Origin of the sequence: Stenotrophomonas sp. FSL W7-1447 (assembly GCF_037966425.1) — a bacterium.
Classification (GTDB): Bacteria; Pseudomonadota; Gammaproteobacteria; order Xanthomonadales; family Xanthomonadaceae; genus Stenotrophomonas; species Stenotrophomonas pavanii.
In genome coordinates this window covers 1,467,071-1,485,326 of record NZ_CP150199.1, presented here as the reverse complement: position 1 = coordinate 1,485,326, position 18,256 = coordinate 1,467,071, and the positions used below count along the sequence as shown (strand labels likewise).

Genomic DNA, 18,256 nt, shown 5'->3' with positions numbered 1-18,256 from the left:
CCATGGGCATCATCAAACGGCCGGAAGAAGTTGAGCTGATGGCCGAATCCGGGCGCCTGCTGGCGCAGGTGTTCGCCGCGCTCGACCGGTTGCCGCTGCAAGGACGCAGCACGATGGAGATCAACGACTTCGTCGAGCGCATGATCGTTGACGAGCTGCAGGCGCGGCCGGCCAGCAAGGGCCAGTACGGCTTCCCGTATGTGCTCAACACCTCGATCGACAACGTGGTCTGCCACGGCGTTCCCAGCACCACCGACGTGCTGCGCAACGGCCAGATCGTCAACCTCGACATCACCCTGAAGAAGAACGGCTACATCGCCGACTCCAGCACCACCTACCTGGTCGGTGAGGTCGACTACGCCGCGCGCAGGCTGGTGCAGGCTACCTACCAGGCGATGTGGAAAGGCATCGCCGCAGTGCGCCCGGGAGCGCGCCTGGGCGATATCGGCCACGCCATTGCCCGCCACGCGCGCAGCCACGGCTACAGCGTGGTGAAAGAGTACTGCGGCCATGGCATTGGCCAGGAGATGCACGAGGAACCGCAGGTCCTGCACTACGGCCATCCAAACACCGGCCTGGTGCTGGAAGAAGGCATGGTGTTCACCATCGAGCCGATGCTCAACCAGGGCAAGCCGGCCATCCGCCAGCAGCCGGACCAATGGCCGGTCTACACCCGCGACGGCAAGCTGTCGGCGCAGTTCGAACACACGGTGGCGGTAACCCGCAACGGCGTGCGCGTGCTGACCCTGCGCCCCGGCGAAGCGCCACTGTGCGCGGTGGACGCGGCCTAGAGCGGGCGCACCAGCAACAGTGTCGCCAGGCAGAACATGAAGACCGCCACGGCGGCATCCAGCACCCGCCAGGCACCTGGCCTGCGGAACACCGGCTGCAACAGTCGCGCGCCATAGCCCAGCGTGCAGAACCAGGCCACGCTGGCCAGGCACGCCCCGGCGCCGAAGGCCCAGCGCAGGTCACCCGGATAGCGCGTGGACAGGCTGCCCAGCAGCACCACGGTATCCAGGTAGACGTGCGGATTGAGCAGGGTGAAGGCCAGGCAGGTCAGCAGCACCTGGCGCGCACTGCCGGCCTGCGCCTCGGCCGCGGCCAGTACGCTGCCACCGCGCCACGCGCGCAGCCCGGCCTGCACGCCATACCAGAGCAGGAACGCCGCGCCACCGAAGCGCAGCACCTGCAGCAGCAGCGGCCACTGCAGCACCAGTGCGCCCAGGCCGCCCACGCCGGCCAGGATCAACGCGATATCCGCGCCGGCGCAGGCCAGCACCACCCTGCCCACATGCCGCTGCTGCAGGCCCTGGCGCAGCACGAAGGCGTTCTGCGCACCGATGGCGATGATGAGGCCGGCGCCTGCGAACAGGCCGGCAGCGAAAGCGGTGATCCACATCAGGAACGGGCCAGGCAGCAGGAGGACGCGCAGGGTGCGGCCGATGGCCACCTTCAGGCAATCTTGTTTTTCTTTATCCTGTACAGAAAAACTGAAGAGGCGCCGGCGTGGACCTGGTACATCCGCAACTGTCCGCATTCGCTGCCGTGCTGGAAGAAGGCAGCTTCGAGGCTGCGGCACGCCGCCTGTCGATCAGCCCGTCGGCACTGTCGCAACGGATCAGGGCACTGGAAGACCGGCTCGGCCAAGTGCTGCTGGTTCGCCAGGCCCCGTGCCGGCCCACCGCCGCCGGTGAGGCGCTGCTGCGCCGCGTGCGGCCGATGCAGGCGCTGGAAGCCGAGGCCCTGGCCGAGCTGCTGCCCGAACGCGGCAGCGACGCTGCGCGCACGCCGATCCCGCTGGCGGTCAACGATGACTCGCTCGATACATGGTTCGTGCCGGCCGTCGCCGACCTCCACCAGCGCCATGGCTACCTGTTCGACCTGCGCATGGACGACCAGGACCACACCCTGCAACTGCTGCGCGATGGCAGCGTGCTGGGTGCGGTCACTGCCGAAGGCCGGCCGGTGAAGGGCTGCAACGTGCACCCGCTGGGCGCCATGCGCTACCAGGCAATTGCTTCGCCCGCCTTCGCCCGCCGGTACTTCAGCGATGGCATGCAGGCCGCAACCCTGGCGCACGCACCGATGCTGGTGTTCAACCGCAAAGATGAACTGCAATGGCGCTTCGTGCGACGGCTGACCCGCGCCCGCCTGCAGCCGCCGCTACACTACCTGCCCTCCTCCACCGGCTTCGTCGAAGCCGCTGCGTGCGGACTCGGCTGGGGCATGGCCCCGGAAACTCTGGCCGCGCCCGCCGTGCGCGCCGGCCGCGTGGTGGTACTGGAACCCCGCCGCTGGCTCGATGTGCTACTGTACTGGCAGCATGCCGCCGTGCGCTCAAGCACGCTGCAGCACATCACCCAGGCGCTGCGCACTGCGGCCAGCGGCCAGCGGCACCCTTCGTTGAGGACGAGACGATGACCGCAGACCCCGGCTTCACACCAGGCGCACTACCTTTTGCGCACTTCTTTACCACTGGGACGGCATGGGCGTGATCGGCCGACGTACAGGGACGCACCGCGCGAAGGCCGTGCTGGCGCTGGCAGCCTGCCTGCCATTCGCCGCACCCGCGCAGACCACCAGCGACGCACCGGCATTGGACTGGGAACAGGCACGGCAACGCCTGGAGCAGGTCTCCGATGCGTTGGCCGCTGCCGATGCCGCCGTGCGCAACAAGCAGGACCTGCAGGACGCCACCCGGCTGCTGCGCCTGCCGGAGATCACCGGCGAAGTGCGCCGCCTGCAGTTCCAGAAGACGCTCACCCTGCCGCTGGGCTCACTGGCGCCGGTGGCTGAAGCCTTCGGCATCGATTCGCCGCTGTCGTTCACCGAGCGCGACTGGCGCACCCGTCCAGTGGTCACCGCAGTGTTGCCGCTGTACACCGGCGGCGTGATCCCGGCCGCGCAGCGTGCGGCCAGTGCCGCCCACGAGCAGGCCAGCGCCGAGCGCGAAGCACAACGCCAATCGCTGACCGTGCAGCTGGCCCAGGCCTACTTCGGGCAGCGCCTGGCGGAGCAGGCGGTGGACGTGCGCCGCGATGTGCGCGATGGCCTCAACCGCCACCTGTCCGACGCAGAGAAGCTGGAACGCGAGGGTTTCGCCACCCGCGCCCAGCGCCTGCAGGCCACCGTGGCCCGCGACAAGGCCGAGCGTGAGTACCAGAAGACAGTGAACGACCTGGCCACGCTCAAGGCCGCACTGGCCACGCTGCTGCGCAGTGGCGGCGAGGTGCAGCCGGTGTCGCCGCTGTTCGTGCAGCGTGCGCCGCTGGAACCGGTTGCCAGCTTCGAGCGCACCGCGCAGGCACGGCAGCCACAGATCGCGCGCCTGCGGGCGATGGTGGCGCAGGCCGAACAGGGCGTGCGCGTGCAGCAGGCCAAGCTGAAGCCACAGATCTTCGCCTTCGGCCAGTACGACTTCCGCCGCCGCGACGAGATGCTGACCGATCCGGACTGGGCATTCGGCATCGGCCTGAAGTACACCTTCCTGTCGCCGAACTCGCGGCCGGCGCAGATCAGCGCCGCGCGTGCGCAGCAGGACCAGGCCGAAGCAGGCCTGCGCGAGGCCGAGAACCAGGTCGCACTGGGCGTGCGCAAGGCCTGGAACGAGCTGGAAACCGCACGCCAGCAGTACGTGCTGCTCGACAGCAGCATCGCCCAGGCGCAGGAAAACCTGCGCCTGCAGGAGCTGGCGTTCCGCGAAGGCCAGGCCACCTCGCTGGATGTGATCGACGCGCGGCTCGGCCTGGGCGGCGCCCGTGTCGAGCGCGCACAGGCCGCCTACCAATACGATATTGCGCTGGCACAGTTGCTGGAGGTCAGTGGACAGATGGACCGTTTCGAAGAGTTCCGGCGGCGTGCGGACGAGGTGATCGACCATGAGTGATGTGCTGCACGACGATGCGACGACGCCCCCGGGCAAGCGCCGGTTGGGACCAATCCTGGTGGTGGTGCTGCTGGTCGTGGTGGTGCTCGGCCTGTGGCTGGCCTGGCGCAGCCCTGGCGACCAGATCCAGGGCATGGCCGATGCGGACACGATCAACGTGGCCGCCAAGATCACCGCGCGCGTGGCCGAACTGAAGGTGCGCGAGGGCGACCGCGTGCAGGCCGGGCAGGTGCTGTTCCTGCTCGACAGCCCCGAAGTGGCCGCCAAGGAACAGCAGGCGCATGGCGCATTGGCCGCTGCGCAGGCAGTGGCCGACAAGGCCGACGAAGGCGCGCGCAGCGAAGACATCCGCGCCGCCGAAGCGAACTGGAGGCGCGCCGAAGCAGGCGCGACGCTGGCCGAAGCGACCTACCAGCGCGTGCAGAACCTGTTCAACGAAGGGGTGATGACCCGGCAGAAGCGTGATGAAGCGCAGGCCCAGGCCACCAGTTCGCGTGAGCTGGCCCGTGCCGCACGCGCGCAGTACGACATGGCCCTGGCCGGCGCGCGTGAGCAGGACAAGCGCGCCGCGCAGGGCCAGGTGCAGCAGGCCGAGGGCGCGGTGGCCGAAGTCAACGCCGCGCGTGTCGAGGTGGAAGGACGCGCGCCGGTGGCGGGCGAGATCAACAAGCGCATGGCCGACCCGGGCGAACTGGTGCCGGCCGGCTACCCGGTGTTCACCCTGGTCGACATCGACCGCATGTGGGTGGCGATGAACCTGCGCGAATCGCAGATGCAGGGCCTGAAGGTCGGCAGCAAGCTGAAAGGCAGCGTGCCCGCGCTCGGCGAGGACGGCGAGTTCGAGGTCTATTTCATCAACCCGGCGGGCGACTATGCGACCTGGCGTACCACCCGCCAGTCGTCCGGCTACGATGTCCGCAGCTTCGAGGTGCGGGTGCGCCCGGTACGCCGCATCGAGGGCTTCCGCCCTGGCATGAGCGTGCTGTTCGCATGGCCCCAGCACTGAGCCCCGGCCAGGCTGGCTTCTCCGCTTCCTGGCGGCGCGAGCTGCGGTCGCTGCGCGGCAACCGCGCCGACCTGATGCTGGTCACCCTGCTGCCGCTGCTGATGCTGGCGGTGATGGCCTGGATGTTCACGCCCTCGGTGATGCGCGATATCCCGATCGCCGTGGTCGACCTCGACCACAGCAGTGACAGCCGCCTGCTGCTGCGCATGCTCGACGCCAGTCCCGGCGTGCGCGTCGCCAGCCAGCCGATCGATCTGGAAGAAGCACGTTCGCAGCTGCGCAGGCTGGACGTGTTCGCGATCGTGCTGGTGCCGCGCGATGTCACCCGGCAGGCGCTGCGTGGGCGCCAGGGCACGGTGTTTGCCTATTACAACGCCACCTACATGACCACCGGCCAGTCGGCGTCGCGCGACATCGGCGACGCGGTTTCCGCATGGAACGCACGCCTGCTGCGCGAGCGCATCGGCCTGCAGGTCGGCCCGGGCAAGCTGCGCGCGGCACCCATCGCGGTGCAGTCGGACATTCTGTACAACCCGGCGCGCAGCTACGAGCTGTTCCTGCTGCCATTGATCTTCCCGGCGGTATTGTCGCTGGTACTGGCACTTGCGGTGGCCGGCAGCCTTGGACGCGAGATCCGCGACGGCACCCTGCCCGCCTGGCTGGGCCGCGCGCCGTGGGCGGCGATTGCCGGCAAGGTCGCGCCGTACATCCTGCTGTTCTCGGTGTATGGCGCGCTCGGCATCGGCTACCTGGCCTGGCTGCGTGGCGATGGCGTGGCGGGCAGCGTATTCCTGCTGCTGCTCGCACAGCCGCTGTTCTACCTGGCCACGGCCGCCTACGCATTGTTCTTCGTCGGCGTGACCCGCGACATGGGTACCGCGCTGTCGGCGGTCGGCCTCAGCATCGGCACCGCGCTGGCATTCTCCAGCGCCACCTTCCCGGTGCTCGACGGTCCCTTGTTCACCCGCGTCTGGCATCAGCTGCTGCCCCTCAGCGCCTACATCAAGCTGCAGACCCAGCAGCAGTTCATCGGTTCGCCGCTGCAGGTTTCGCTGGGGCCGTTGGCCACATTGCTGCTGATGGCGGGGGTCGCAGGTGGCATTGGCGGCCTGCGCCTGATCGCCTTTGCGCGCACACCTGCCGCCGCACGACCCGCAGGGGCCGACGCATGAGCGCACTCTGGCGCAGCCTGCGGCAGACCTTGATGGCGGTGCTCTGCGACCGCTACGCGATCGTGGTGATGGTCGGTGCGGTGATCCTGTACTCGTTCTTCTATCCAGCCGCCTACCGGCATCAGGTGGCCGGCAACCTGCCGGTGCTGGTGGTGGACGAAGACCACAGCGCGACCAGCCGCGAGCTGCTGCGCAAGCTGGACGCACTGCGCGTCGCGCGCGTGGTCGGGCAACCGGCGGACGTCGACAGCGCACGCCGGCAGCTCGAAGCCGGCCATGCCGAGGGGATCGTCGTGATCCCGGCCAATCTGGAACGCGACATCCTGCGCGGCCATCCGGCCAAGCTGGTATTGCTTGGCAACGGTGCCTACCTGGGCCGCGCCAGCTGGGTGCTGGGCAGCGTGGCTGATGCGCTGGGTGCGTTCGGGCGTGATGCCGTGGTCGGCCAGGCCGCCTTCATGGGTGCACCGCAGGCACCGCCGGTCACGCTTGTGCAGCGCCCGCTGTACAACACGCAGGAAGGCTATGGCAGCGCCATCGTACCCGGCGTGGCCGAACTGATCGTGCACCAGACGCTGCTGATGGGCATCGGCGTCCTGCTCGGCGGCCGCCGCCTTGCACTCGGCCGGCGCCTGCGCTTCGACCTGCCGACGCTGGCCGGCATGGCACTGGGCTTCGGCCTGATCGGCCTGTTCGGCCTGTTCTGGTATGCCGGTTTCACTGCCTGGGTGCAGGACTATCCACGCGGTGGCAACCCGCCGGGCCAGCTGCTGGGGGGCACGCTGTTCATCGCTGCCACCGTGGCCTTCGGCCTGTTCGTGGGCAGCTTCTTCCGCACCCGCGAGCGCGCCTTCCAGTACATCATCGCCACCTCGATCCCGCTGTTCTTCCTGGCCAACCTGTCATGGCCGGCGGTGATGACGCCGCAACCGCTGGTCTGGCTGGCACAGCTGCTGCCGACCACCTCGGGCATCAACCTGATGGTGCGCCTGAACCAGATGGACGCCCGCCTGGCCGACGTCAGCCACGAACTGATCACCCTCACCGTCCTGCTGCTGCTCTACGGCAGCCTCGCCACCTGGCGCCTCCTCGCAAAAAAAGGGACGGAGGGGATTAAGTCGTAAGCGGCCTGTTCAAGCGGCGCGGCATGGCCGCTTCGAGCCAACGTTCAGGGGTCCGGGGCGTACCAGAACGGGATGCGGAACGTGCGACGCCGTCCGCCCCCGCGCTCGCCGCCTGTGGCATTCCACACCAGTTCCAGGTCATGGCGCCCGGGCGCGAGCCCCCGGGTAGGCAGGTACCCCACCAGGCCCCGCATATCGAGGTCTCGCCGCTCCATGGGCACGAAGCCCTGCAGGTCGACCGGGGTGCCGTCCAGCTTGACCTGCCAGAGCCGGGAAAGGCACTCCACTGCGGCATTGGCGGCCTGTTGCCCCGCCGCCTCATTGCGCGCGTCCGGAAGTGCGGTGCAATGCTGGCGCGCCAGCGGATTGTCGCGTTGCGGGCGATGCGGAATGAACACGCGAAGCTGCGCGCCGCTGATCGTGTCCGACGGGATCATCGGATACGGCAGCAGCTGGTCATGCGCCGAACGCATCGATTCGTAATGCGCACTCAGCATGCCGTGCTCAACCGCCGCTTCCGTGACGATCTGATAGCGGTTGAACAGCGAGAACTTCAACGACGCCATCACCTGCACGGCCGCCAGAAGCATCGCTACCAGCACCGCGAACAGGTAGGCGGCCATGAACGAACGCGAGCGCAGGTTGCTCTGCATGGTCAGCTGCATTGCCTGCATCAAGCGCAACAGCGGAACCCGTTGCAGTGCCGCCAGCATGCCCTCCAGCAGTCGCTGCGGTCGTTCATGGGGCTGCCCGCGCGCGCGCCGCCGCGCCACGATCTTTTCCAGGATACCGGGGGCCACGGCCAGTGCCAGCATTGCGGCCAGCACGCTGCACAGGGCAAGCATGGCGACATGATCGGCGCCACCGGACAGCGCGCCGATCACCATCGACACACCGAGCGTCAGAACGGCCACCACCAGCGTGCCCGCCAATGTCTGCACCGCAAGCAGAGTGGTCGAGAACAGCATCGTCGCCAGCCGATCGGCACGTTCGATGCTGCCATCGAGGCCTCCGTCCCGGGCCTGCAGGAAGGCGCGCGTGACCGCCCCCATTCTTGGCAGGCGCGCCCAGTCAATGCCATCGGGGAAGTGCGACCTGAGGCCGATCAGCCCGATCCAGTAGCCGCGCACCGTCAGGTGGATGATCAACGCCACTGCCAGCACATAGCACATGCCAACACTGATGCTGAAACCGAACCAGAGCATCTGGAAGTACATGCCTTCGGTGTGCAGGCTGCTGCGCGCCCAGGCGTCGAACAGATAACCGGGCACGGCCAGCAGCGCGAACGCCAGCAGGCCCGAAATGAAGAGCTCCAGTTCATCAGTGCGATCACGCACGCGATGGGGATGGGCAGTCGCTTCCGGTATCGGGTCATGCCCGGCTATCGGTGCCGGTTGGGGAGCTGGAGCCGATTCGTTCACTGGGCGTTCATCCGTTGAGTCGGCGCAGTATAGGCACGACACTGGAGCCAGCGATACCGGTCCGAAACGACGAACGCCGGCGCAGGGCCGGCGTTCGAATACTGCGATGTGGAAGGGCTAAATGGTGTGACAGCAACCGATCAGCGATAGACGCGTTCGCAGCGGCGTTCGACCACGCGATCGCCGTTCTTCTGCTGCTGGTTGCCCTGGATCTGCCGGCCCGCCGCACCACCGGCCACGGCGCCTGCCACGGTGGCGAGCTTCTTGCCATTGCCGCCGCCCACCTGGTTGCCCAGCAGGCCGCCGATCACCGCGCCGGTGGCCGTACCGGCGATACGGTTGGGATCGCGTGAGTTGCGCTGCACTTCCACGTTCTTGCAGACCACGCGGCTGCCGTCGTTGAAGCGGCGTCCTTCGTCGCGCGGCCCATAGGTCTGTGCGCCGGCCACCGACGATGCCGCCAGCAGGGTGCCCAGCACAAGCAATCGGGTCGAGGTCTTCATCGCCATCTCCTGAGTTCCGGTATGGCGCAAGTGTCCTCCCGGGCCTGGCAACCGGAGGTGAAATGCGCGTGCCGGGCAGCTCACCGGCCATCGCGCGTTCAGGAAAAAATCCGCGCCCATCACGATCAGCCATCGTGATGGGCGCCGTCTCCCTGATGGCATGCTCCCCTGCTAGAACTCTTCCCAACCCCCTGCGTTGGCCGCCAGCGTCGGCTCGATGCGTGGCGCCAGCACCGCCGGCCTACGTACCGGCGTCACCTTCGCGGTGACCGCGGCCAGAACCGGGCGCGCCGCAGCGGCCGCCGTCGCCGCACCGGTGCGGAACACCGAAACCGCCTCGGCCAGCAGGTTGGCCTGCTCCTCCATGGAACGTGCCGCCGCGCTGGCTTCTTCCACCAGCGCCGCGTTCTGCTGCGTGGTCTCGTCCATCTGCACCACCGCCTGGTTGACCTGTTCGATGCCCGAGCTCTGCTCCTGCGATGCGGCAGAGATCTCGGCCATGATGTCGGTCACGCGCTGCACCGAGGCCACGATCTCGCCCATGGTGATGCCGGCCTGGCGGACCAGCGCCGATCCATCGGCGACCTTGCCGACCGACTCCTCGATCAGGCCCTTGATTTCCTTGGCCGCGCCGGCCGAGCGCTGTGCCAGCGTGCGCACCTCACTGGCCACCACCGCAAAGCCCCTGCCCTGCTCGCCAGCACGCGCAGCCTCCACCGCCGCATTCAAGGCCAGGATGTTGGTCTGGAATGCAATGCCATCGATGACCGAGATGATCTCAGCGATCTTCTTCGACGAGGCTTCGATGGCCGACATCGTGGTGACCACCTGCCCGACCACTTCGCCGCCCTGCGAGGCGACACCGTGCGCGCCGATCGCGAGCTGGTTGGCCTGGCGTGCGTGCTCGGCGTTCTGCTTCACGGTGGAGGTCAGTTCCTCCATCGACGCGGCTGTCTCTTCCAGGTTCGCCGCCTGCTGCTCGGTGCGCCGCGACAGATCGGTGTTGCCCGAGGCAATCTCGCCTGCTGCCAGGTTGATGCTGGATGCGCTGGCCTGGATGCGGCCTACAATCTGCGTGAGCTGATCGACGGTGGCGTTGCAGTCATCGCGCATGCGGGCGAACACACCGTGGAAGTCGCCTTGCATGCGCACGGTCAGGTCACCGCGCGAGATCGCCTGCAGCAGGGTCGACACCTGCACCAGGTTCTCGTCGGTGGTCTTCATCAGGCGATTGAGCCCGGCCACCATGTCGCGGAAGTCATGGGCGAAGCGATCTTCATCGCCGCGCAGGCTGAAGTCACCCGCCGCCGCTGCCGTCGCCAGCCGGCGGATCTCACCGTTGATCGCCGACAGGCTGGTCTTTGTCTCGTCCATGGCCTGGGTGATCGCCGCCTTCTCGCCCGGCAGCACATCCATGTCCACCGACAGGTCGCCACGGGCGTAGTGCTTCATCACCTCGATCAGCCGGTTCTGCACCTGCACGTGCGAACCAACCAGCGCATTGGTCTCATGCACCATGCGCCCGTAGTCGCCGGGGAAGGCACTCTCGTCCATGCGATAGCTGAGGCTTCCTGCATCGTGCTGGCGGGCCAGCTCGCCCTGCGCCGCCATCACCGACTGCAACTGCGCCTGCATGCGCTGCATGGACCTGAGCAGCTGCGTCACCTCATCGTTGCCGGACGCGTCGATGCTGTTGTCGAGCCGCCCGTTGGCGATGCCGTCGGCCAGCTTCACCGCACCTTCCAACGGGCGGGTCAGGCTGCGGGTGATGGCCCATGCGGCCAGCGAACCCAGTATCAGGCTCAGCACACCGAACACGATCGACAACGTGCCGGTCCAGGATTCGGTTGAACGGTATTCCTCGCGGCTGCGCTCGGTGAGTGCCTCCTGATGCCGCAGCAGGGACGAGATGGCCTCGTTCCACGCTGTTGCCAGCCCTTGCTCGGCCAGCAGTTCCTTGGCCGCACCGTCGAAATCACCGGCCTTCATGCGCTCATGCAGATGCTGGGTCGAAGCATCGGTGGCCTTGCGTGCCGCGTCGATTTTCGCCACCAGGGTATCGCCGGTGGCATCGCGCGGGATCTTGATGTACCGGGCCCAGATACCGTCGTAGGTCTGCGACAGCTCCTGCGCCTTTTGATAATCCCTGTCGAAATCCTCGCCGCGCTTGATCACCATCAGCCGGCGGTGCATCAACACCGCGTTGTTGGTATCCAGCATGTCGTTCAACAGCCGCATCTTCACCATGTTGACGTCCACCACTTTCTCGAACTGGGCGGACTTCAGATGATTTCCGTACAGCGCCAGGCCAACGATGGCCACGATGAACAGCAGCAGCAATCCAAACCCGGCACCCAGCCGGGATCCTACTCGGAGGTTGCGTAAGGCGAGCATCTCAATTCCCTTGATCATGGCCGTACGATCGATGGCGGCGCAGCCAGGGGAAACTTTATGGGTCGATATTTTTATTTCGATCCAATAATATGAAACTGTGCAGACCGTTGTGAAGGTAGCGCACAAATAGACCCTACAGCCCAGCCCTTTATGACACCCCTTTTCCAGCAGAGGTTCACGCCACCCTGAGATTTATTTTTGCGGGTCGGAGACGGCGCACGGCAACCGGGTATCCAGCAGAAACTTCCGCAACGAAAAAGCCACCAGAGGCACGCGCCGCCCCATCTTCCGCCTCATGTATGAAAAATGGATTTTTCGCCACTACGGACGGTAGCCCCTTGCACTGCAATTCCGAATCGGTGTTACTCGGGAGTGTTCCTCTGATATCCATAGGGCTGATGCAGATGATTTACGGCGAAGCCGGGCATCCACGGACGTGTATCGCGATGGCGGTGTGACGTCCGGCCGCCGATATCGCCCACAGCCGCACGGCGCTGGGCATGGAGACCACCCGCCAATGGCTGCAGGCAAAGCTGGACACACCGGGCAGCTTCAATACCCAGGCCATTGCCCACCAGCTGCAGGCCCTGCAACAGGGGCGAAGGCCCCACCTGTTTCGAGATCGTCGTGCAGATCATCGCCAGCCATCGGCAGATCACCCTGGTTCCGGCCTGACTGCGTGCCTCCTCACGGCCAATGGCCGCCAACCGCAGCGGCGCCCGCCGGCCCCAGCAGTTACCATGGACGGCCCTGTACCCGCTCCGCTGCTGCTGCCGCCCGGCGCGGCCGGATGCCCTGATCCACGAGTCCCATGTCCAAAGACAAGTCCGCCGAACATACCCCGCTGATGAAGCAGAACGGGTGCAGAGAGATCTTATGGGAAAATTCCTTTGTGCAGCAACGGAATCGAATGTTGTTGAGTTGCAGGAAGGGCTGTCGCAACAATTCCGCAACAGGCAAATGAATCCAGGCCAGGCTCCCTCTCCACTGATGGCTTGGACGGCTTGCCGTCCAGGACAACACCATCAGACGCATCCCCTTGATTGCCGCTGCAGGCGGCCTCAAGTCCCCCCTGATCCAAACCGGATCTTTTGGAGCTCGATGCTATGCCTGCAATCAAGCGTTCCGAACTTCGTTATGAATACAGCTGGAGAGTCTCTGAGGGCGACAATCCTAAGCTGATAGCGGACGACGCCCATCACCTCAGCCGCAATGAGGGCTATGAGATGCTGCTCTATCTCAACAGCCTGACCGGCAAAGATGGCGTCGACCTCCCTGTCAAGACCCGTCTCATTGTTGAGTGGATGCTGAAAGAGCACTTCAAGTCCACTGCACCCGGACGCCAAACCGTTACCACATGGGTGGTGGACAACTGGAATCGGTTGTCGCCGCATTACCCTGGATGAGGCGATCCCAGGCGGGGAGCTTCGCCCTCCGCCTACTACTGCAGAGGAAAGCGGCTAAGGTGCAGTGACAGCTGGAAGGAAGTGACCTCCGCTCATTCGCAGGTCACGCCCTCACCCCTCTTATCGGCCTCAATTAAAACGCACCCAGTCGCGCCTTTTGCGACGATTTCCCGATATCGTGCGCATATGGAACACAGGGGACTCAAAATGGATCACGAGTATGTGGTGCTTGGCGGTGTCAATCGGGCGCAGATCGGAAAATATCTCGCCAGGACCGCGTCAGTGGTTTCAGGGATCTTGGTCTGGGCGCTCCTCGAAGCCGTAGACCTCGCAAAGGGGCTTGGGCTTGGCGCAAACCTGCCGCCCGTTATCCTCTCTCTAGCTGGTGCGGGCACGGTTTATACCGTTCTATACCTGATCTTCCGCCGCTGGATGTGGCGTGTGCCGCTCGTCGCAGGGTGGCTGAAGGTTGCGGATCTCTCGGGAACTTGGATCTGTGAGGGCCATCCATTTCCACGTCCTGACTCACTGGCCGTTGATTGGCAGGGAACCATGACGATCACCCAAGATTGGGACAAGGTGCGCATCCACCTCGACGCTGGGTTGTCCAAGTCCAACAGTGACGTTGCCGGACTCGTTTCCGACCCCATCGAAGGATTTGTTCTGCTTTACAGCTATCGCAACGACCCCAAGCCCGGCCGAACAGAGCTCAATGCGCATCGGGGGTTTGCAAAACTGGTCTTTGCTAAAGATCTTAAAACTGGCAAGGGCGACTATTTCAACGGTGACGGCCGCCACTCGTCGGGCACCCTCAAACTTCGGAGGCAGTAATGGCAAGAACCGTTGATCAGCGTATTGCCGCACTGAAAGCGCGACGCAGTGGCGAAGATCGAGTTAACCTCATGGCGCAGGATAGCGCTGCGCTGGCCAAGTACATAGAGAAGATTTGGAAGCAGGAGGCCTGGGAGACAAAAGCAACCAGCAAGCCCAACACTCGCTATGTTTTGGGTGCGATGCAGGAAGTCGACGCAGACTACACGCGCATCAGCATAGAGACCGCCCTGCGTGTAGCGAAGCAGCTAGGAAACCGCATCGAACGGTTCACGCTTGAGTTTCACCTACAAGGCTCCGTACCACTCAATGTGCACATTCGTGGCGTCAGCGATGTAGATCTTCTTACTCTTATCTCATCGCAATTTTTGAGCTACGACCCCAGCGGTCCGCGAGGAACATCAGGCGCCTACTACCCCACAACCCTAACTTCATTGCAGCAACTTAAAGACCTGCGCGCACAAGAAGAATCCGAGCTCGAAAGCGCCTTTCCAGCCGCGACAGTAGATAAGCGCGGGAGCAAAGCGATCAAGATCTCAGGCGGCTCTCTTCCCCGCTCAATTGATGTTGTGCCTTCCCATTGGTATGACTCTGCCGATTACCAACGTAGTGGAGCATTCCATGATCGGGGGGTCATCATCTTGGACAAGAAGAACAATGCCACGATGACTAACTACCCATTTAAGCACATCAAGGAAGTTTCAGATCGAGACCTTGTTGCCATGGGTTCTTTGAAGAAAGCCATTCGACTCATCAAGAATATCAAGGCAGACGCGGATCAGGACATCATGCTCACGAGCTTCGACCTTGCTGCCATCATGTTCCACGCCGACATGGCAGCTCTGCGGACCGGACATTCGTATGAGCTCGCCGTCTTAGCGGAGACTCAGCGCCATCTTGACGACCTGTATCATCGTCCCGATTACGCAAAGCTTTTACTCGTACCGGATGGGACGCGAGTCATCTTTGACAGTCCAGCCAAGTGGAGCTCCTTGTTGACCCTTTCTTGTGAAGTAGACAGGCTACTTGAAGCCGTCGCAAACGAGAACAGCATCGGACTTCCTGCGAACAACCACAGCGAGCGGCGCCAACTCATTAGATCCGTTCACTTATGACCTTCCGGGCACTCGAGGTACGCATACTCCACTCGTAGTAGCCGCTGGTCGTTACCTTAAGGCAGCGGCCCATCAGTCAGACTGGGAACTCGTTGAGGCAACGTTCGATCACCTGATACCTCAGGATGATCCCTTTGCAAAGAACGCCGCCGCTTCTCGCAAAAGACCCCGTTCCTGCTTTACCCACGCCAACTCGCGCTTGATTCGAGTCAACTCTTCGTCACGTGGCGTTCCGCTGCCATCGAAGGCGGCCGATTCCGAGTTCTACGCCTCGCGCTTCCAGCGGGTCAGCAGACTGTCGCGGGTTCCAACTCCCGGGCCACCTAGGCGTAGCTGATGCCCGGTTGGCTCATCTCCTCCACCGCACCGCGCTTGAGCTCGGCACTGAACTTCCTACGTATTGACATGAACACTCCTCATGGCCGGAGTCGGCCTTCTTTTAACTGTCCATGAGAACGGGCGGAACCCCCAGCGGCGGGGCAAGGCGAACCCTACATTGGTGGCTCGCGGGGCTGCTGGACTACCTGTTCATCCCTCCCGCGCGGGCAGCAGTCAGAGTCAGGATCCCAAAGCCAGATCGGAAATCGCGTTTCAGATGTCGACGGGTTTCGACATGCCCCCTATCGTTGGAGCCACTTGAAGCCAGGAAGCACCGCAGTGTCTTTGAACAACGCCCAACTCAAATGTGAAGATTTTCTACAGGAGCAGATCCGCCGAAACGAGGCCGAAGACATCGTTCCTTCGGAAAGTGAGGTGGCTCGGAATATGCTCAGCCGAGGACTGGAACTTCGCTCGGTCTACCAGGAACTTGAGCGGTCCCTGGGTTTTGACGGCATTGAGTGGAAGGTATTTCTTGAGTTCTGCGTGCTCGCCACTGGAGCGCATTGGACGCCCGAGAAGAACATCGCCGATCGTTCAGCCCGCAAGCGCTTGGACAAAGTCAATGAGGCCATTGCTGGCCTGGCGGATCACATGGCGGAACTACTGGAAGAAAGGGAACAGATAAACAACCGCGGACCGTTCAGCAGTGACACCTTGTATCACCCTGTCGAAGTCATCGACCGGGCCAGCGAATGTAATGGGCATTACAAGTCTTTCCTGAAGGAAAGGCTGGAAAACCTCTGTCAGTTCGACCTGAAGTATTGGCCAAGCCTCTCGGAAATGATTCGGGCCATTGGGACTGACGCAGAGAATGCCAATGTGCACTCCCATGACCCCCGCTCGGCGGCCATGTCCCAGACCTCACGCCCGTCCGTGGCTGACTTTGTTCGAGCCATTGAAGAAGGGATCGCGGAGAATCAACACGCAGGCTTGGGTGGGCTTCCTGCGTCGTTCCGCTTGTCCGATGAATCGATCGCAACCTTGGCGAACGTGCTGTTGAACCTTCCCGCGGAGTCCGCCAAGGATGCCAAGTATGTGAAGAATATCCGAGAGCGAGATCGTCGACGGACCTAAGATGCGTTTCTATCGCAGCCTTCACAGCTGACAAGCACTGTCCGGCTTCGCGTCTGCTCAACCGACTTAGTCGCCCATCCAGCGTCACTGAGAGGGACATCCACGTCTCGTCCTCAAACACAGTGTGGGCGCGCCTTCGAAGCAGGACCTACAGACCGTTGTGTTCCTGATACCTTTTGGCTGCAACGTTTTAGGGCCTTCAGTCTCAGCACTAAATGAGACACCCTCCGACCTAGCTTGACCTCCAAGACAGTTGGCTTATCGTATGAATATGCGCCCCCTACTGACCCCTGCCGATTGTTCCACGGGCACCTGGCTCCCGCCAGTGTCTTGGTACCAATCTCGCGTGCTTTGGCGCGAGGTGGGCCGCCGCTTGCCTCACCACCCGGAAGTTTTGGCCACGGCCAGGACGTATTTGGAGATTGCTCTTGAAACAGGCGAACATGCCTGCTCGCCCCAATACCTGCATCGCTGGCGAGAACTCATTGAGCAAGGTATAGCAGCAGTCGTGGAGGTGCTCACCTCTGTAGACGACAATGAGGGCCAGGTGTTGCGCTCGTGCTCCCCTGCCCCCTTCCTGTCCTTGATTTCCGAGCAAGAGCGGAATCGATTGTTTGACTTGGTCAAGTGGGAAGTTCGAGCGCTGAGGCACAATGAAGCCAGAGCAGCTTGACCACGTCCTGCGCGCAGTCGATGAGGCAACCGGGCATGAGCACCGATTCCTACTGATCGGCAGCCAAGCCATTTTGGCTCATCTCGATCCTAGATATTTTTCGTCCGATGTTTTGTTCTTCTCCAGGGAAATCGACATCGCCCTGTTGAATGAACCGCAACGAGAGTCAGAAGCCGTTGCGGACATCATCGACAAGAACTTCGGCGATGCCTCAATTTTTGACCGGACTTATGGCTACCATGCAGATGGCGTGGAAGTCGCCACAGCGATCCTAGCTCCTGGTTGGCGCGATAGGCTCATCCCATACCAATCAGGCGATGTCGCACGGGATACCTTTATGGCGCTTTCGTATGAGGACCTGCTGATCTCCAAGCTCTGTGCTGGCCGCGACAAGGACATCGATTTTGTCAAAGGCATGGCTGCCATTGGGCATCCCAGACTGTCGGAGGTCGAAAGGCTCCTAGAGACCCTTCCAGACTCCGCTAATAAGCACCGTGCGATGGCTTGGTGGAGTGCGTTTTCCGCCGTAAACGATCGCTAGAAGCCCCCTTAGAAGAGATCGTTGACTCAGTGGCAGGGTCAGCCGACTGCTTAGCCGCTCAGCGTTTCCTCGTAAACCGGATAGTCGGTGTCGCCCTTGATGCCGATCACCCCGTAGGACGCGCTGCGATCAGGTTCCGACAACGGCCATACACGCTCGTTAGCTGCTGGGGGTTGCCGTGCGATTCCCACAGTCAAAGCTGGGCCCAGTCGACGCCGCATAGGCCAGCGGCTCGTCCGAGTTGGACTGTTGGTAATCGTCCACCTTCGTCGAGATCGCTGAATCATAAGCAGGATCAACGTCCATTGCCTGTGACTCTTCGACTGGAGCCGCAGCTGCGGGAGCCATGGCTTGTGTTCGGGTCCGAACATTGGAGCTGATTGCCGCTCCAATGCCGATGAGATCTCCAGGAAGTACCTGGACCTCGACCAAGTGCTGTCCATTGACTGCCTGGGAGGTGTATTCAAGCCGCAGCTTGTAGACGTCCTGTCTGGGATTGTTAAAGGGGACGGTCAGATCGGCTTCGCAACTGTAGCGGCTGATCTTGCCGTCAAAGCTCGTCGGATGCGGAGTTCTTTAGCGAGCCATGTTGGGCCTACCGTCACCTAGCGCCGGCCAAGTCAGCCCGTGCTGAGGGACCGACTGTGCGACGGCGGCCGGGCTTTCAAGGGGCGGTCCCGAACCAGCAAGTTCTCTTCGACTAAGTAGCAATTGTGTGCGCAATTC

General features: G+C 63.5%; 15 protein-coding genes and 2 pseudogenes. 12 read left to right on the top strand and 5 right to left on the bottom strand.

Annotation, left to right across the window (positions count from 1 at the left end; translation table 11 throughout):
- The first annotated feature begins 8 nt into the window (after nucleotides 1-8).
- Nucleotides 9-791 carry a type I methionyl aminopeptidase gene (map, locus tag NSQ78_RS06880; RefSeq protein ID WP_188238298.1) on the top strand — a complete coding sequence of 261 codons (783 nt, stop codon included), beginning with the start codon at nucleotides 9-11 and terminating at the stop codon, nucleotides 789-791.
- On the opposite strand, the gene NSQ78_RS06875 is transcribed toward map, so the two are convergent.
- The gene (locus NSQ78_RS06875) at nucleotides 788-1,402 is read right to left on the bottom strand and encodes a LysE/ArgO family amino acid transporter (RefSeq protein WP_064239632.1); all 615 of its coding nucleotides are present in this window, start codon (nucleotides 1,400-1,402) and stop codon (nucleotides 788-790) included. The genes map and NSQ78_RS06875 overlap by 4 nt on opposite strands.
- 107 nt (nucleotides 1,403-1,509) lie before the next feature.
- Between NSQ78_RS06875 and NSQ78_RS06870 the strand changes: the two genes are divergently transcribed.
- The 5 genes from NSQ78_RS06870 to NSQ78_RS06850 all read left to right on the top strand — a co-directional run bounded on the left by NSQ78_RS06870 (nucleotide 1,510) and on the right by NSQ78_RS06850 (nucleotide 7,191).
- Entirely contained in the window at nucleotides 1,510-2,424 is a 915-nt protein-coding gene (locus tag NSQ78_RS06870) for a LysR family transcriptional regulator ArgP (protein ID WP_308306332.1), read from the top strand.
- Between the two features lie 64 nt (nucleotides 2,425-2,488).
- Nucleotides 2,489-3,889: a TolC family protein gene (locus NSQ78_RS06865; protein WP_053462495.1), complete on the top strand. Its 1,401-nt coding sequence runs from the start codon at nucleotides 2,489-2,491 to the stop codon at nucleotides 3,887-3,889.
- Nucleotides 3,882-4,895: an efflux RND transporter periplasmic adaptor subunit gene (locus tag NSQ78_RS06860; protein ID WP_064237940.1), complete on the top strand. Its 1,014-nt coding sequence runs from the start codon at nucleotides 3,882-3,884 to the stop codon at nucleotides 4,893-4,895. The genes NSQ78_RS06865 and NSQ78_RS06860 overlap by 8 nt, the downstream gene beginning before the upstream one ends.
- Nucleotides 4,880-6,067 carry an ABC transporter permease gene (locus NSQ78_RS06855; protein ID WP_064237939.1) on the top strand — a complete coding sequence of 396 codons (1,188 nt, stop codon included), beginning with the start codon at nucleotides 4,880-4,882 and terminating at the stop codon, nucleotides 6,065-6,067. Before NSQ78_RS06860 ends, NSQ78_RS06855 begins: the two co-directional genes overlap by 16 nt.
- On the top strand, nucleotides 6,064-7,191 hold the full coding sequence (locus NSQ78_RS06850) for an ABC transporter permease (protein WP_064237938.1): 1,128 nt from the start codon (nucleotides 6,064-6,066) through the stop codon (nucleotides 7,189-7,191). Before NSQ78_RS06855 ends, NSQ78_RS06850 begins: the two co-directional genes overlap by 4 nt.
- A gap of 44 nt (nucleotides 7,192-7,235) precedes the next feature.
- On the opposite strand, the gene NSQ78_RS06845 is transcribed toward NSQ78_RS06850, so the two are convergent.
- The 3 genes from NSQ78_RS06845 to NSQ78_RS06835 all read right to left on the bottom strand — a co-directional run bounded on the left by NSQ78_RS06845 (nucleotide 7,236) and on the right by NSQ78_RS06835 (nucleotide 11,509).
- Nucleotides 7,236-8,528, bottom strand: coding sequence for a hypothetical protein (locus tag NSQ78_RS06845; RefSeq protein WP_193405550.1), 1,293 nt, complete (start codon nucleotides 8,526-8,528; stop codon nucleotides 7,236-7,238).
- 224 nt (nucleotides 8,529-8,752) lie between these two features.
- Entirely contained in the window at nucleotides 8,753-9,121 is a 369-nt protein-coding gene (locus tag NSQ78_RS06840) for a glycine zipper 2TM domain-containing protein (protein WP_049464899.1), read from the bottom strand.
- A gap of 165 nt (nucleotides 9,122-9,286) precedes the next feature.
- Complete coding sequence (locus NSQ78_RS06835; RefSeq protein WP_064237936.1) at nucleotides 9,287-11,509, bottom strand: methyl-accepting chemotaxis protein; 2,223 nt, start codon at nucleotides 11,507-11,509, stop codon at nucleotides 9,287-9,289.
- Nucleotides 11,510-11,979: 470 nt separating this feature from the next.
- Between NSQ78_RS06835 and NSQ78_RS06830 the strand changes: the two are divergent.
- The 4 genes and pseudogenes from NSQ78_RS06830 to NSQ78_RS06815 form a co-directional block, all read left to right on the top strand.
- Nucleotides 11,980-12,184: pseudogene (locus tag NSQ78_RS06830) on the top strand (ribonuclease inhibitor); the annotation flags it as partial.
- 431 nt (nucleotides 12,185-12,615) lie between these two features.
- Nucleotides 12,616-12,915: a hypothetical protein gene (locus tag NSQ78_RS06825; protein WP_080112495.1), complete on the top strand. Its 300-nt coding sequence runs from the start codon at nucleotides 12,616-12,618 to the stop codon at nucleotides 12,913-12,915.
- A gap of 207 nt (nucleotides 12,916-13,122) precedes the next feature.
- Nucleotides 13,123-13,746, top strand: coding sequence for a hypothetical protein (locus NSQ78_RS06820; RefSeq protein ID WP_019659212.1), 624 nt, complete (start codon nucleotides 13,123-13,125; stop codon nucleotides 13,744-13,746).
- Nucleotides 13,746-14,861 (top strand): lipoprotein, encoded by a 1,116-nt coding sequence (locus tag NSQ78_RS06815; protein ID WP_026346936.1) that lies wholly within the window; start codon nucleotides 13,746-13,748, stop codon nucleotides 14,859-14,861. Before NSQ78_RS06820 ends, NSQ78_RS06815 begins: the two co-directional genes overlap by 1 nt.
- Here the strand turns inward: NSQ78_RS06815 and NSQ78_RS06810 are convergent.
- A pseudogene (locus NSQ78_RS06810) lies at nucleotides 14,845-15,268 on the bottom strand (transposase); the annotation flags it as partial. The gene NSQ78_RS06815 and the pseudogene NSQ78_RS06810 sit on opposite strands and share 17 nt — an antisense overlap.
- Nucleotides 15,269-15,518: 250 nt before the next feature.
- On the opposite strand from NSQ78_RS06810, the gene NSQ78_RS06805 reads away from it, so the two are divergent.
- Both NSQ78_RS06805 and NSQ78_RS06800 read left to right on the top strand, forming a co-directional pair.
- Nucleotides 15,519-16,316, top strand: coding sequence for a hypothetical protein (locus NSQ78_RS06805; RefSeq protein WP_019659214.1), 798 nt, complete (start codon nucleotides 15,519-15,521; stop codon nucleotides 16,314-16,316).
- A gap of 653 nt (nucleotides 16,317-16,969) precedes the next feature.
- Entirely contained in the window at nucleotides 16,970-17,530 is a 561-nt protein-coding gene (locus NSQ78_RS06800) for a DUF6036 family nucleotidyltransferase (protein ID WP_339208203.1), read from the top strand.
- Nucleotides 17,531-18,256 lie beyond the last annotated feature (726 nt).

Bases quoted from the DNA above. Each gene is read 5' to 3' on its own strand.
- NSQ78_RS06825 (WP_080112495.1), top strand. From the start codon at position 12,616: ATGCCTGCAATCAAGCGTTCCGAACTTCGTTATGAATACAGCTGGAGA.
- NSQ78_RS06840 (WP_049464899.1), bottom strand. From the start codon at position 9,121: ATGGCGATGAAGACCTCGACCCGATTGCTTGTGCTGGGCACCCTGCTG.
- NSQ78_RS06800 (WP_339208203.1), top strand. From the start codon at position 16,970: ATGAAGCCAGAGCAGCTTGACCACGTCCTGCGCGCAGTCGATGAGGCA.
- NSQ78_RS06860 (WP_064237940.1), top strand. From the start codon at position 3,882: ATGAGTGATGTGCTGCACGACGATGCGACGACGCCCCCGGGCAAGCGC.
- NSQ78_RS06820 (WP_019659212.1), top strand. From the start codon at position 13,123: ATGGATCACGAGTATGTGGTGCTTGGCGGTGTCAATCGGGCGCAGATC.
- NSQ78_RS06815 (WP_026346936.1), top strand. From the start codon at position 13,746: ATGGCAAGAACCGTTGATCAGCGTATTGCCGCACTGAAAGCGCGACGC.
- NSQ78_RS06835 (WP_064237936.1), bottom strand. From the start codon at position 11,509: ATGCTCGCCTTACGCAACCTCCGAGTAGGATCCCGGCTGGGTGCCGGG.
- NSQ78_RS06855 (WP_064237939.1), top strand. From the start codon at position 4,880: ATGGCCCCAGCACTGAGCCCCGGCCAGGCTGGCTTCTCCGCTTCCTGG.
- NSQ78_RS06850 (WP_064237938.1), top strand. From the start codon at position 6,064: ATGAGCGCACTCTGGCGCAGCCTGCGGCAGACCTTGATGGCGGTGCTC.
- NSQ78_RS06865 (WP_053462495.1), top strand. From the start codon at position 2,489: ATGGGCGTGATCGGCCGACGTACAGGGACGCACCGCGCGAAGGCCGTG.
- NSQ78_RS06875 (WP_064239632.1), bottom strand. From the start codon at position 1,402: ATGTGGATCACCGCTTTCGCTGCCGGCCTGTTCGCAGGCGCCGGCCTC.